At 62.0% G+C, this 13,598-nt stretch carries 11 protein-coding genes and 1 pseudogene; 2 read left to right on the top strand and 10 right to left on the bottom strand.

What is annotated here, in order from left to right; genetic code table 11:
• Window positions 1–2 precede the first annotated feature (2 nt).
• On the bottom strand, window positions 3–2,747 hold the full coding sequence (locus RNA01_RS17275) for a nitrate/nitrite transporter (RefSeq protein ID WP_147181456.1): 2,745 nt from the start codon (window positions 2,745–2,747) through the stop codon (window positions 3–5).
• Window positions 2,748–3,225: 478 nt separating this feature from the next.
• Between RNA01_RS17275 and RNA01_RS17270 the strand changes: the two genes are divergently transcribed.
• Together RNA01_RS17270 and RNA01_RS17265 are read left to right on the top strand one after the other, a co-directional pair.
• Window positions 3,226–4,007 (top strand): IS5 family transposase gene (locus tag RNA01_RS17270; RefSeq protein ID WP_226623038.1). Its coding sequence is split into 2 segments (ribosomal slippage): window positions 3,226–3,556 and window positions 3,556–4,007, totalling 783 coding nucleotides; the frame shifts between segments, so codons are not numbered across the junction.
• Window positions 4,004–4,546: pseudogene (locus RNA01_RS17265) on the top strand (helix-turn-helix domain-containing protein); the annotation flags it as partial. The gene RNA01_RS17270 and the pseudogene RNA01_RS17265, both read left to right, overlap by 4 nt.
• Window positions 4,547–4,567: 21 nt before the next feature.
• On the opposite strand, the gene RNA01_RS17260 reads toward RNA01_RS17265, so the two are convergent.
• The 9 genes from RNA01_RS17260 to RNA01_RS17220 form a co-directional block, all read right to left on the bottom strand.
• A complete protein-coding gene (locus tag RNA01_RS17260) occupies window positions 4,568–4,963 on the bottom strand; it encodes a hypothetical protein (protein ID WP_147181454.1) in 396 nt (131 codons plus the stop codon).
• Window positions 4,960–5,673, bottom strand: coding sequence for an ABC transporter ATP-binding protein (locus RNA01_RS17255; RefSeq protein WP_147181453.1), 714 nt, complete (start codon window positions 5,671–5,673; stop codon window positions 4,960–4,962). Before RNA01_RS17255 ends, RNA01_RS17260 begins: the two co-directional genes overlap by 4 nt.
• A 4-nt stretch (window positions 5,674–5,677) precedes the next feature.
• Window positions 5,678–6,811 (bottom strand): ABC transporter permease, encoded by a 1,134-nt coding sequence (locus tag RNA01_RS17250; protein WP_147181452.1) that lies wholly within the window; start codon window positions 6,809–6,811, stop codon window positions 5,678–5,680.
• Window positions 6,808–7,971, bottom strand: coding sequence for an efflux RND transporter periplasmic adaptor subunit (locus RNA01_RS17245; RefSeq protein ID WP_147181451.1), 1,164 nt, complete (start codon window positions 7,969–7,971; stop codon window positions 6,808–6,810). Before RNA01_RS17245 ends, RNA01_RS17250 begins: the two co-directional genes overlap by 4 nt.
• Entirely contained in the window at window positions 7,968–8,579 is a 612-nt protein-coding gene (locus tag RNA01_RS17240) for a TetR/AcrR family transcriptional regulator (RefSeq protein WP_147181450.1), read from the bottom strand. The genes RNA01_RS17245 and RNA01_RS17240 overlap by 4 nt, the downstream gene beginning before the upstream one ends.
• Window positions 8,580–8,864: 285 nt before the next feature.
• On the bottom strand, window positions 8,865–9,065 hold the full coding sequence (locus tag RNA01_RS17235) for a hypothetical protein (protein ID WP_147181449.1): 201 nt from the start codon (window positions 9,063–9,065) through the stop codon (window positions 8,865–8,867).
• Between the two features lie 74 nt (window positions 9,066–9,139).
• Window positions 9,140–11,473, bottom strand: a complete 2,334-nt coding sequence (locus tag RNA01_RS17230; RefSeq protein WP_147181448.1) for an FTR1 family iron permease — start codon at window positions 11,471–11,473, stop codon at window positions 9,140–9,142.
• Window positions 11,470–13,020 (bottom strand): multiheme c-type cytochrome, encoded by a 1,551-nt coding sequence (locus tag RNA01_RS17225; protein WP_147181447.1) that lies wholly within the window; start codon window positions 13,018–13,020, stop codon window positions 11,470–11,472. The genes RNA01_RS17230 and RNA01_RS17225 overlap by 4 nt, the downstream gene beginning before the upstream one ends.
• A complete protein-coding gene (locus tag RNA01_RS17220; protein ID WP_147181446.1) occupies window positions 13,017–13,595 on the bottom strand; it encodes a DUF4405 domain-containing protein in 579 nt (192 codons plus the stop codon). The genes RNA01_RS17225 and RNA01_RS17220 overlap by 4 nt, the downstream gene beginning before the upstream one ends.
• Window positions 13,596–13,598 lie beyond the last annotated feature (3 nt).

The following is a 13,598-nucleotide window of genomic DNA, read 5'->3' as shown; positions in this document are numbered from 1 at the left end:
ATTCAGGCTGTGGCTGCGGCCGGGCTGGCCCGACCTCGCTCGACGTCATGGAGCAGTCCGCCCTTGCGGGTGTAGACGGCCCAGGTGATCGCCAGGCAGGTGACGTAGAAGATCAGGAAGGCCCAGAGTGCCGCGTCCGGTCCGCCGGTCATGGCGATCGAAGTGCCGTAACCCTTGGGGATGAAGAAGGCACCGAAGGCAGCGATCGCCGATGTGAAGCCGGTGATGGCAGCCGATTCCTTCTCGGCCTGCAGGCGGCGTTGTTCCGGGGTTGCCTGCGGCATCAGCCGCCCCATTTCCTTGCCCATGATCGCCGGGATCATCTGGAAGGTGGAGGCATTGCCGACGCCGGTGGCGAAGAACAGCAGCAGGAAGGAGGCGAAGAAACCCCAGAAGGCATTCGGCTGTTCCTTGATGCCGATGAACCAAAGCACACCGGAGACGCCGATCATCATCAGGACAAACGCCCAGAAAGTGACCCGTGCCCCGCCGTACTTGTCGGCCAGCCAGCCGGTACCGGAGCGTGATAGCGCACCGACCAGCGGACCGAGGAAGGCGAACTGCAGCACATTGACGTCCGGGAACAGCGTCTTGGTCAAAAGCGGGAAGCCTGCGGAATAGCCGATGAAGGAACCGAAGGTGCCCGTGTAGAGCCAGCACATGATCCAGTTGTGCTTGCGCTGGAAGATAACGGCCTGCTCCGAAAAGGACGCCTTGGCCGAGGCGATGTCGTTCATGCCGAACCAGTTGCCAAGCGCCGAAAGGATGATGAAGGGCACGAAGAAGAAGCCGGCATTCTGCAGCCAGAGGGGAGCCTCGCCCGTCGCGGACTTAACCATGGCAGGGTCACCGCCAAGACTGCCGAAGATGCCGGCGGTGATGGCAAGCGGCACGACGAACTGCACGACGCTGACGCCGAGGTTGCCGAGACCGGCATTGAGTGCCAGCGCATTGCCCTTCTCCGCCTTCGGGAAGAAGAAGGAGATGTTCGACATCGAGGAGGCAAAGTTGCCTCCGCCGAAACCGCACAGCAGCGCGAGCAGCAGCAGGATCGCATAGGGCGTGTCGGGATTCTGCACCGCATAGCCGATGCCGAGCGCCGGGATGATCAGCGACCAGGTGGTGAGCGTCGTCCACAGGCGCCCGCCGAAGACCGGCACCATAAAGGAGTAGAAGATCCTGAGCGTCGCGCCCGACAGGCCCGGCAGTGCCGCCAGCCAGAACAACTGGTCGGTGGTGAAGGTGAAGCCGACCAGCGGCAGCTTGGCGACGACGACCGACCAGACCTGCCAGATGGCGAAGGATAGAAGTAGCGCCGGGATCGAGAGCCAGAGATTGCGGCGAGCGATCTTGCGGCCCTTTTCCGCCCAGAAAACCGGGTCTTGTGGGCGCCAGTCGGTGAGGATAGCGGCGCCTTGCTTCACAGCCTTGCGGCTGCGCTTTTCCATGCCCTGCAGTTCCGGGAAAGCCGGAAGTTCGCCCAGTTTCTCGCCGGCGGCCTCCTGCTCCATCTGACGGACGGCGAAATGCATCCAGGTGAGCGAGCCGAGCGCGATCAGGAACAGCAGCATGAAACAGCTGGTCCACAGGCCGGTCAGGTCGAGCAACAGTCCGAAGACGATCGGCAGGATGAAGCCGCCAAGACCGCCGATCATGCCGACCAGACCGCCGACGGAGCCGACATTGCCGGGGTAGTAGACCGGAATGTGTTTGAACACCGCGGCCTTGCCGAGCGCCATGAAGAAGCCGAGGATGAAGATCGTGACGGTGAACCCGACCACACCCATCTCCGCATGGAAGGCGATCGGGCCGTTCACGCCCTGGACGACGTAGTCGGTCGGCGGATAGGAAAGAATGAAGGTCGCGACGACCGACACCAGGAAGGTCCAGTACATGACGCGGCGCGCGCCGTAGACGTCGGAGAGATGGCCACCATAGGCGCGGAACAGGCTGGCGGGGACAGAGAAGAAGGCGGCGATCATGCCGGCGGCGCGGATGTCCACGCCATAGACCTTGATCAGGTATTGCGGCAGCCAGAGCGCCAGGGCCACGAAGGCGCCGAAGACGAAGAAATAGTAGAGCGAGAAGCGCCAGACCTGGACATTCTTCAGCGGCTCAAGCTCCATCCAGGTGCTCTTCGGCTTTTCGCCGGTGCGGCGCCGCTCAACGAGAACCGGATCATCCTTGGTGGTGAACCAGAAGATGATCGCCATGACCACGAGGGCACCGGCCCAGACCTGGGCAACGGTGTGCCAGCCGAAGGCGACGAGCACCAGTGGTGCGAGGAACTTGGTGACGGCCGAACCGACATTGCCGGCGCCGAAGATGCCAAGCGCGGTGCCCTGTTTTTCGGGCGGATACCAGCGCGACACATAGGCCACGCCGACCGCGAACGAGCCGCCGGCGATGCCGACGCCGAGTGCTGCGATCAGCATCTGCGGATAGGTGGTGGCGTAGGTCAGGAGGAAGGTTGCCACGGCTGCCGCCAGCATGGTGGCAACGAAAACCACCCGACCCCCGTACCTGTCTGTCCAGATGCCGAGCACGACGCGAATGAGCGAGCCGGTGAGGATCGGTGTGCCGACCAGCAGGCCGAACTGGGTTTCCGAGAGGCTCAGATCCTGGCGGATCTGGATGCCTATGATTGCGAAGATCGTCCATACGGCGAAACAGACGGTGAAGGCGACGGTACTCATCGCCAAAGCTGTCTTCTGCCCCTGCGGGTTGCCATCCAATGCGTTTGGCATAGCCATGCTCCTGATTCGGATTACACGTATTTGCAAACAATAAGAGACCAGTCGCGGATTGTTTTTATTGATCTGGGTCAACAGCATTGCTGTTTTACGATGTTTTCCTCATTTGTCTTTGGAAGTATTTCATCCTTACTTATTTCGCGCCTCGTTTTTACTTATGTTGACTGTCCATTTGACATTTTTCGTCTCATGGAATGATATCCGCGGCAACGAGGCAGGATCCACGCAATGCGCGCCGAAGATATCGAAAAGCTGAAATGTCTGAACGTCTTCAGGGGGGTGAAGGAAAACACCTTCCAACGGGCGATAGCCCCCAGCTTCCTGCAATCATTCCCTGCCGGAACGATACTCCTCGAGGAGAATAGGCCAGCAGATTTCCTTTACATCGTCCTCGATGGACTAGGTCCTGTTGACAAAGTGGATTCCCAAATCAGCGGAAGCATGATTCAAGACTGCCTTTTGGGAGGCGGTTTTGGCTCGCGGCGACCTGACGGATATGGAATGGCAGATCATCGAGGGGTTGTTGCCCAGCGAACGTGGCAGGAAGTCCCGGCCCTCGCACGATAATCGACGATACCTGAACGGCATGTTTCATGTTCTTCGGGTCGGATGCCCCTGGCGCGACATGCATGAGCGCTACGGAAAGTGGAATTCCGTCTATGTGCGCTTCCGCCGTTGGGCCGAACAGGGCGTTTGGGACGCTCTGCTTGAGACCCTCGTTGAACTGGGGCTGACGGATGACTGGCAGCACATGATCGATAGCACCACGGTTCGCGGCCACTCTCAGGCTGCGGGCGCTAAAGGGGGACTTATCAGGAGGCTTTTGGTCGATCACGCGGCGGCTTTACGACGAAAATCCACGCCCGAGCAGATGGTCAGGGCCGCCCTCTTGGCTTCGTCCTGACGGGCGGGGAGGCTTCGGACTACAACGCAGTTCCGGACCTGCTGGCGATACCGGTCAGTAAGCCGAGGCTGTTCCTTGCCGATAAAGGCTATGACGGCGACTTCCTGCGCGAGGAACTCCTGATCCACGGGATCAGACCAGTCATTCCGCCGAAAGCAAACCGAAAGAACCCGCCTGCCTGCGACTTCCGTGCTTACAAGGACAGGAACCGCATCGAGCGGATGTTCAACCGCCTCAAACAGTTCCGACGTGTCGCCACCCGATACGACAAGACACGAAAATCCTTCTCCGCATTCCTCGCCCTGGCCGCAGCCAGGATATGGCTGCCATACTTTGTCAACAGGACCTAGTAGAAATGTCGTCGTCTGCAACTGGTGACGAAACGGTAATTGAAATTCTCGGACCTGTAAATCTGTTCATCCTTGCAGCCGTACTCAACAACGACATCTGTCTGCAGTCCGCCAGAACGCTGACGCTTGCCCGTATCCTGATGATCCCCGCCAACCTCATTCGCGAACTGCTGGTAGAGGATCACGATTTCATGAAGGCGGTGGTGTTCGAACTGGCCAGCGCCTACCGGCGCACGGTCAAGGAACTTAAGAACCAGAAGCTGCGCAGCGGCACGGAACGGCTGGCCAACTGGCTGCTCCGGGAGGAGCGCAGCCAGGGTGGCGAAGGGCGTCTGACCATCCCGTACGAAAAGCGCATCCTGGCCGCCTATCTCGGCATGACGGCGGAAAACCTGTCGCGCGGATTTTCGGCCTTGGCGGCCCATGGCGTGAACATCAAGGGACTGCAGATCGACATCGTCGATATCGGCAAGCTAACCGACTATGCCCGGCCCTCGCCGCTGATCGACGACGGCGAACCGCAATTGCCCCAAACTTAAGTGACGGCTGCTCGAGTTTGGCTACGGACGCATCGATCGCCACGACACAGTGGCGATGGTCGTCCATACCGCCAAGCGCAACAGCATCGCCCCGACGGTGCGCATCTCGTAAAGGCCCCCGCCTGCGACATGCAGACCGAAGGCTGCAAGCACCAGAGCCGTCGCCACAGCAATCGCCACGGACAGCCAGACCGCCGAGCGCCGTTTCAGCAGGAGCCCCATGCCGGCCAGAACGTAGAAAAAGCCGGCGATGAAATTAAACCACAATACGAAAGGCACGGCATTGCCGACGGCCGCCCGTGCGGCCTCGCCGCCGAACAGCGCCATGCCTCCCGAGAAGATCGTCAACAGACCAAAGACCAGACCGATCGCGCCTGCCGCCTTCAGCCCCCAGCCGCCTCGCAAAATCGTGTTCATGCCTTGCTCCCTTCCTGGTCTTCCAGCCGACCATCGCGCAGATGGAAAAGCCGATCGAAACGGTCGTAGATCTTTTCGTCATGGGTCACCGCCACGATGCAGGCGTCCTGCTCGGCGGCGAGCTTGCGCAGCAGGTCCATGACGATCCCGGCCCGCTTGGAATCGAGCGCCGCGGTCGGTTCGTCGGCAAGAATGATGCGCGGGCTGTTGGCGAGCGCCCGGGCAATCGCCACGCGCTGCGCCTCGCCGCCCGACAGCAGCGCCGGCATGGCGTCCTTTCGGTTTCCGACTTCCAGATAGTCCAAGAGTTCGATCGCCCGGCGCCTTGCCTCCCCGGCCGACTTGCCCGCCAGTTGCAGCACGAGGGCGACATTGTCCTTGGCGTCGAGGAAGGGCAGCAGGTTGTGGAACTGGAAGATGAACCCGATCTTGTCGAGCCGCAGGCGCCTGAGGTCGTCCCGCAGCCAGCGGTTTTCGTAGACCGGCTCCCCGTCCAGCCATACCCGCCCCTCGGTCGGATCGATGATGCAGCCGATGATGTTGAGCAGCGTGGTCTTGCCCGATCCGGATGGCCCGAGCAGCGCCACCACCTCGCCGGCGCGCACCTCGAGGTCGACGCCGCGCAGGGCATCGACGCGCGTCGCCCCCTCGCCATAGTGCTTGGAGATTGCCTTGAGGTCGATGATGAGGCGGCTTTGCGGATCGGTCATGGCGTCAGCCTCCGATCGCCGTTGCTGGATCGACCCTGAGCGCGGCGCGAATGCCGAGCCCGCTCGCCAGGATGCAAACGACCAGGATAATGCCGGCAAGAGCCACCGCGTTGATCGGCTCCAGCAGGACACGGCGGGGGAAATAGTCCTTGATCAGCAGGATCAGCATCAGGCCGAAGCTCCAGCCGACGGCGCCGAGCGCGATCGATTGCTGGACGATCAGCCCGATAATGGTGCGGTCGGGCGCGCCGATCAGCTTCAACGTCGCGATCTGTTTCAGCTTCTCCATGGTCATGGTGTAGATGATGAGCGCGATGACGACGGCCGAGACCGTCAGCAGGATGCCGAGAAACAGGCCGATCTGCCTGCGCGCCCGGTCGACGACGGAGCGGACCAGCAGGTCTTCCTGTTCGGCCTGCGTCATGGCCGAGAGGTGTTTCCACTGGCGCACGGTGCGCGCCACGGAATCGACATCGGCATTGGCGTCGACGCGGGCGATGACCGCGGCCACCGTATCCGCGCTCTCACCCGTTGCGCCCCGTGCCGACTGCACGCGGGCGGCAGGCGGTGCGAGCTGCGACTGCAGCGTCTGCGCATCGGAAAGCGTGACGTAGAGGACGGGATCGCCGCCGGAGTTCATCGCATCCTCGACAAGTCCGACGACTTCGAACCGGTTGCGGCCGAGCGCGACCCGGTCGCCGACCTGGAGGCCGGACTTGCGATCCGCGACCGCCTCGAAGTGGCTCCGCCCGATTCCGCGCCCCTCCACGACGGCATTCGGGCCACCCGGATGGCCGCGCTCGTAGCCGATGATGTAGAGCCGAAGCGTCTTGCCGGCAAAGGCGGCTTCGACGGTCTGGTAGGTGATGCTGCCGGCATCGCTCACCCCGTGCAGGCGTGCCACGGCATCGCGCGTCTCGCCGGGGATCTTGGAGGACTCGGCGAAGGGGCCCTGGCGGCCCGCTTCCACCACCCAGAGATCGGCCTGCGGTGCCCTGACGATGTTCAGCGCATCGGCCACCAGACCGTTGTAGATGCCCATCATTGCCAGCACCACCGCCATCAGCAGGCTGAGGCCAAGACAGGTGAGCACGAAGCGAAACAGGTTATGGCGGACATCGCGATAGGCAAGGTTCATGGCCTCGCCTCCTCAACGATGCGCGCCGCACGTCCCTCGACAAGGCCCTTGGCGGCGGCCGTGACGACGCGGGCGCCCTCCGGCAAGCCTGCGACGATCTCGACGCGGGCATCTTCCGTGCGATGGCCGAACGTCACCGGCACCTGCGCGAGCTTGCCGTCCATGACGACGGACACCCGCCCCTCATGGCCGTCGAAGCCGCTGATCGCCGCCTCCGGCACCAGCAGCGCCTCCGGCAGTTCGTCGACCGTGATCCGCACCTCGGCCTGTTCCCCGAGAAAGACCTGCGGCGGACACTTGTCGCAGGTGATCCAGACGCGGCGCTCCTCGTTGGCGCGGTCGCTCTCGATGCCGATCCGCGCCACCCTGCCCGCGTAGACGTCATGCGGCATCGACCGCAGCCGAACCTCGGTCGCCTGGCCGACGGCCAGTGCGCCGGCGCGTTCCTCGTCGATATAGGCCAGCGTCCACACGGTCTTGGGATCCATGAGGGTGTAGATCGCATCGCCGGCCCGCACCACGGCACCCGCCTCCGCATGACGCGCGACGACCACCGCATCGAACGGCGCTTCCAGAACATGCTGTTTCAGCACGGCGGTTTCGTAATCCAGCGCCGCACCGGCATCGACCTCCTGCGATCTGAAAACATCCACCTCCGTCTGCGCGACGGTGAGTTCGGCGGCCGCAACCTCGACATCGCGTTTCGCTTCCTCCGCAGTCTGGCGAGAGATCGCATTTCGACCGGCCAGTTCCTGCTGGCGCGCATCGGCCGCCTGGCGTTGCGCAAGCACCGCCGCCGCCTTCTCGACATTGGCCTCGGCCTTGTGGGTATTGGCGGCCGCCGCGACGATCGCCGCCTGTGCACGGGCCACCCGGGCCTGTTGCGCATCGCGATGCAGGCGGGCCAGAACCTGGCCGCGCGTCACGACATCACCGCTGTCAACCGAGAGGTCGGAGAGCGCGCCGCCGACCTCGAACCCGATCTTCGACACGATCCGCGCCTCGACCGTGCCGAGGCCGTAGACCCTTACCGCGACATTCCGTTCGACTGCGGCAACCGGAACGGCGACCGGCCGCTTGGTGAGAAACACATAAGCAAGAGCAATTGCCGCGATGACCCCCACGGCCACCAAAAGGACCCGGATCTTTCCGCCCGTCATGACTGCTTCCCTTCTGTCGCCGATCCCGTAAACAAAGCCATCTGCACGGCCAGCAGCCGCACGCCCTCCGGCTGCAGGGCAAATCCGCGCGCACCCAGCGACCAGCGCATCGCCAGCCCCTGAACGAGCGAAATCAACAGCACGGCGCCGTCCGCGGGATCGAGATCCGGGCGAACGGTGCCCGCTTCGCGCGCACGCGCCAGCTCGCCGGCAAGGATGCCATGGAACGTCGTCATCAAGCCGACGAAGGTCTGGCGAAGCGCACCATTCTCGACCCGCAGTTCGCGGGAAAACAGGATGGCCGGAATGGCAGGATGGGCTTCGATGAGATTCAGTTGCGTCTGAACCAGCGCAGCGATCCTGCCTTCCGGCGAGGCGCTGGCGGCAAGCGCCTCGTCCCACGCGGCCTTCAGCCTAGCGCTGATGACCGCCGCCAGCGCGTGCCACAGGGCCTGCTTGGTCGGAAAATGGCGAAAGATCCCGGGCTGCGTCAGGCCGACTGCCTCAGCAATAGCGGCAGTCGTCAGCCGGTCGGGGCCCAGTTCGTCCGCCAGCCGCAGCGCAGTCGCCAGTATCTCTGCCTTGCGCTCTTGCGCTGACTTTCGCATCAGAATGCGCCTCTTAGTTAGTGATCAATAACTAACTAAGAGGCGCAGGCGCTAATGTCAAGCCTGCGGTTACCCGGACATTTAAATCCTCTTTGTTTTTCGATCGATCGTATGCGCTAAGGTGGCCAAAGCTTGGGATAGGCAACCTGTCTGAAATGAGCTTCAGGTAGGCATCTCTAAGCCGTTGAGCCGGGGGCTGGGAACCAGTTGCCGCTGTTTGAGCGACCATACAATATGCTTTCGGCTCGTCTGGGCGATGCTGTTTCCTGTCCGAATGCTCAACTATCAACTCGTGACGATCAACATCGTCAGACAATCCTGACCGTCAACCAGGCGGTCTACCTGCCAGCCTGCGATTTCGTGACACTCCTTTTGCACGGCATTTACTGGATCGCTGACCTCCAGGATCACTGCGCCGGTTAGCATCCGACGTGTTGCGGAGCAATTGATGTCCTCGGCAATGCGATTATAGGCAAGCAACGCCATCGGAGGCATTTTGAGCAAGCGCGTCAATATATGCGTTACAGGATCATCGTTCTCACACGCCGCATGAGAGCCGCCTAACCCAAAGGTAACTCCGGCTGAGACACTGGCTTTGCACGACGTCGCAAGAGCCATCCGGCTGATAGTAGTAGCCCCCCCGCTACTATTGCCTGCGACAACAATGCCTCCGAGACTGGATAGAGGCCCAGATAGAGTTGAAGCCAGGCGTGGTCGGGAAACCACGGAACAGGGGTCGCCGGCATCAAGGCCGCCGTCTGCAATCCACGGATACCACTGCCAACCAGCGTGATACTCATCAGCGCCAACAATCCGCCGGTAACTCTGAAAAATGCCGTCACCGGCAACCTCTTCTCCAGACCAAGTATGAGGTAGGCGGACGTCATGGCCAGAACGGCACCGAGCACAAGTCCCCCAAGCACCGGCATTGCCGGGGCATCCGCCAAGAGAGCTTCATAAAAAAGAACTGTCTCGAATCCCTCACGGAAGACCACGAGGAAAGCTAGTCCGAAGACCGTCAAACCACCAAACATATTTGTGATTTGGCCTGATCTTGTGACGGCGCTAGTCCTCCGACCGATTTCGGCAACCCAGTCCCCCACATGGGCCTTGCGGAACATCCAGTGGGTCACATAGACCAGCACGCCTGCCGCGATCAGGGCCGTCGCGCCCTCCAGAAATTCACGTTGAAGCGTGCTCATGGCGAACAGTTGGCCAACCGCTAGCCAAAGCGCAAATGAAGCGACCACAGCAGTCACAACGCCGCTCGATACCGGCAGACGCCACCCCTGCATCCCGCCGGCGGGCGTTCCGCTCGCCTTTAGGGCACCGATCATACAGGCGAGCACCAGAACTGCCTCAAGTCCTTCACGCATGAGAATGGCAAGGGATTGCAGGAAGGCGCCGATAGAGGAGAGTCGACTGTCAAGAACCTGTCCCGCCTGCGCGGTTGATGCCTTCATCTGTGCTGCGACCTGTGTCAGCCCCTCTTCTGGGCCTTTGTCCGCAATAAGACGTCCGAAACCGGGTTCGAAAGCACTTCCTTCCCAGAAGCCAGCTTCCATCTTCAATGCAAGTGCCGGTGCCCGCGGCATGAGGCGTTGCTCGATATCGGGATCAAAAAGCGCGTAGGCCTCAAGTCGCTTCAACTCCGCCTCCTCCCAATCGCCTGCCTGGGCCACCAGAAGGATCTCGTCGAAAAGATCCGGCAGCATGCTAAGGGAGAGTTTGTAGCCCCCTTCCGTGGATACGTCATAGACGTCCGAGATCGCCTGCTTTGCCTCTTCGGCCAGCGACCAGACCCGCTCTTCGTCGCCCTTACTAGCTATGATCATTTTCATCTCTGCCAGGATGGAGGCCAGCCGTTCGAAGGATTGAGGCGAGCGAGCCGCGAGATCCGAACCGAGATCGCCAAACAACATCTCAGCGCGGTCACGAAACAAGCCAGCCTCGAAATATTCAAACGGAATGGTGACTTGCCCATCGCGCACGCCCTTCTCGTATTCCACCGGAACCAGGCCAACAAACCGCGACAAAAGTCTGACCCGCCGCTCGCGATCCTCGGGCGACAGACTGGTCGGAGAATAGGTCGCAAGGCTCGTTTCCAGTTTTGCCAGAACTGGATCCACCGCCGTGGGTGCGAGAGATTCCGCCTCGGCGAGAGCGGTCTTGATTGCATCGGCTTGCGGACGCCCGATCCGTGCGACGATGTTTTCGGACAGAAGGTAGTGCAGTCCTCTCGCCCGCGCCAATGCATAGGAAAACTGGACTTGGTAACCCGACGCGAGATGCGACCGGGCTTCGGTGATCGACCGCCGCAGCTCGCCAGCATAAACGCCGAGAAGTTCGGCCCTTATGACCTCCCGCGCCCTCACCGGCGCCAGGCGCTGATCCAGAACTTCCCGCATGGCGATCGAACCGGCTGTATCGCGGGAGGTGCGCGCGTATTCCCGGATATTCAGCCATTGCGCCGCGTCGTTGGATCGTCCTTCGTCCAGCGCCGTCAGCGTGGCTTTGAATGCGCCGTCGAGCAAAGCCGTCCAGATCCGCGCACGCGCGGCCGCGGCCTCTCCGGCATTCCATTCGGCGAGGGCGGTCGCGAAATCGTCAATCGAATCGCCGACCGGCGCAACGGCATCCGGTGCGCCAAGCCTGTAGGCATCTTCCAGCCGGTCCTTCCACAAGTGCCGCACTCGATCGATCCTCGCCGACATGTCCCGCCGCAAATTCTCATCTGATGCGCGGAACAATAGGCGTTGAATCGACGCGCTCTCGCTGCGAAGCGCTTCCGCATCATGCCATGGCACCTCCGCCGCGGCCGGTGGCGCAAAACCGGCGACGAGCGCCAATAGCGTGATCGCAATCACGATCGCGGAGTAGCGGCGGATATTCACGGGCGAGCCTCTTCTGTTGCGGGCAGGACAAAGGTCCCTGACGCCAGTTCGAATGGAGGGATGACAAGGTCGGTTTTCAGCGTGTTGTAGGCGAATTCCTGCGTGGCCACGCGGTACCAGAGCTTGGCCTCAAGGCTGAATGGCCCCTCGACCTGGGGTGGGATCCTTGTCTCGTAGGTGACAACGTCCTCGCCCTTGGCCGGAACGCCTGGACGCACATGCGATATGGCAGCGGTAATGAAGGTCAGGTGGTCGGGGATACGCTTGCCCACGGCATCGATGAAATCCTCGCGCCAGATCACCGCGTCGGGGTCGGTTTCGCCGCGCACCCCGTCGAAGGCACCGGAATGATAGATTTCCGTTCCTTCTCCATCCCTGACGATGACCTCCAGCCACATGTGTTTCTGGTCGACCACCCCGGTCGGGAGATTGTGGCCAGCCCCCAGATTCTGGACGGCCACGGCAAAGCGCAGACGATCCTTTTCGATCGTGGTCCCGCGCAATGAAAGGCCGGCGGCCGAACGCAACAGCGCCCACGTCGCCTCCCCTTGTCGGGCGATCAGTTCGGTATTTTTCGCATCCGACAAACCTGGCACGATCCCGCCGCGCAAGAAGGTGAGATTCGTGCCGAGGCTGGTATCAAACATCAGGTAGTTGGCGCCGACGAAGTTGTGCGCATAGCGCTCCGGCTTGCGCAGATCGCCGCTCCTGATCTGGCGGACATAGGCGGCCGGATCCGGGGCCATATGGCAATCCTGGCAGGTGACGTCGTTGCGGCCATACCAGCTCTCCTTCCATTCGCTGAAGGTCGTCTGGACATGCTGCCGACTTTCCGCCTTCGACATTGACGCGTCATAGCCCTCGGTGTGGCAGGCGCCGCAGAAATCACCGCTTGCGATCAACGCATTCGTCGCCGCCTCGCCATAGGCTCGGGCATGGTCACGCGGCGCGGCGAGGATCATGGCATTGGAAAGCTGGTCAACTCCGGTATTGACCGCCAGCGTCAGCGCGCCATTGCCCTCTTCAGGATCGGCATGCGTCGCCGTATGGCACATGACGCAGGTGATGCCTTCGGTTTCAGCCGCCGACGGCATGACCGACTTGAAGCGATTGGTCCGCCCGGCCAGCACCTCGCCGGGCGCATGACAGCCCTCGCAGAAGCGTGCTTTCTCGATGCCGTCCTTGTGCAGGTCTTCGTTAGCCTCGACCGCCCGCTCGTACACTGTGTCGCGCCCGGCGATGGCGTGCAAGGATGGCGCCCATTCCTCGAATTCGCGCTGGTGACAGGTGGCGCATTCCGCAGCCGAGGGAATGACGGCGGGATCGATCATCCTGCCGTTCTCTGTTTGCAGCCGGGAGGGCCAGAACGGTCTCGGCTGGCCGGCATCGTCCGGACCGAACGGCAGTTGGTAAAAGGGAATGTCCGCGAGCGGCACTCCCGGCTCCGCGTTTTTCGGCCGCAGCAGTTCAGCGCCGACGATCACCAGCAGTCCGCTCAGCAGGCCAAGGGCCAGAAGTGGCATATGGGTCTTGAACTGGTACTTCATGACGAAGCCCCTCCCGTCACAGAAGCCGGCTTATGCCAGTGCCGCAGATAGAGATGCGCGATGAGACCGGCGGTAGCGGCCAGTGCGCTCCAGAGATGGACCAGGGTGAGGAGATGCGTCGTCTCGAACCGCCAGAACCAGCTCCAGCCGGCGAAAAACATTGCCGACGGAATGATCATAACCACCCCGGTGACAACGACGAGGGCGTAGGTAGCCAGGAGCATCCAACTGAGCCATGTGAACAGAGGACGCTGGCTTTTCGGCAGTCCCCGCCGCACATGCGCGCCGATCCAGAACAGGAACATAGCGGCGAAGACGAGCCCCAGAACGATGTGAAGCAGGAGGACCGCCTCCCCGGCGTTCCAGTTCCAGCCGGCGAGGAATTCGATGTACACGCCCGTGCCCAACAGAACCGCGAACATCAGGCTCAACAGCGACGCATGGCGAACGACAGGCAGTTTGTCGCCGCGAACCATTGCGGATCGCGGCCAGTCTGCTTTCATCGAGGTTCCGAGTCTTGTCATCGACATCCAGTCCCGGCGGCCGGCACATCCGGCCGGCCGCGCATTGCCCATTCC

Origin of the sequence: Paenirhizobium naphthalenivorans (genome assembly GCF_007992095.1) — a bacterium.
In the GTDB taxonomy this organism is placed as follows: Bacteria; Pseudomonadota; Alphaproteobacteria; order Rhizobiales; family Rhizobiaceae; genus Allorhizobium; species Allorhizobium naphthalenivorans.
The sequence above is the reverse complement of the archived record's forward strand: the minus strand, read 5'-3'. Positions and strand labels throughout refer to the sequence as shown.

Bases quoted from the DNA above. Each gene is read 5' to 3' on its own strand.
- RNA01_RS17275 (WP_147181456.1), bottom strand. From the start codon at position 2,747: ATGCCAAACGCATTGGATGGCAACCCGCAGGGGCAGAAGACAGCTTTG.
- RNA01_RS17260 (WP_147181454.1), bottom strand. From the start codon at position 4,963: ATGAACACGATTTTGCGAGGCGGCTGGGGGCTGAAGGCGGCAGGCGCG.
- RNA01_RS17255 (WP_147181453.1), bottom strand. From the start codon at position 5,673: ATGACCGATCCGCAAAGCCGCCTCATCATCGACCTCAAGGCAATCTCC.
- RNA01_RS17250 (WP_147181452.1), bottom strand. From the start codon at position 6,811: ATGAACCTTGCCTATCGCGATGTCCGCCATAACCTGTTTCGCTTCGTG.
- RNA01_RS17245 (WP_147181451.1), bottom strand. From the start codon at position 7,971: ATGACGGGCGGAAAGATCCGGGTCCTTTTGGTGGCCGTGGGGGTCATC.
- RNA01_RS17240 (WP_147181450.1), bottom strand. From the start codon at position 8,579: ATGCGAAAGTCAGCGCAAGAGCGCAAGGCAGAGATACTGGCGACTGCG.
- RNA01_RS17235 (WP_147181449.1), bottom strand. From the start codon at position 9,065: ATGGCGTTGCTTGCCTATAATCGCATTGCCGAGGACATCAATTGCTCC.
- RNA01_RS17225 (WP_147181447.1), bottom strand. From the start codon at position 13,020: ATGAAGTACCAGTTCAAGACCCATATGCCACTTCTGGCCCTTGGCCTG.
- RNA01_RS17220 (WP_147181446.1), bottom strand. From the start codon at position 13,595: ATGGGCAATGCGCGGCCGGCCGGATGTGCCGGCCGCCGGGACTGGATG.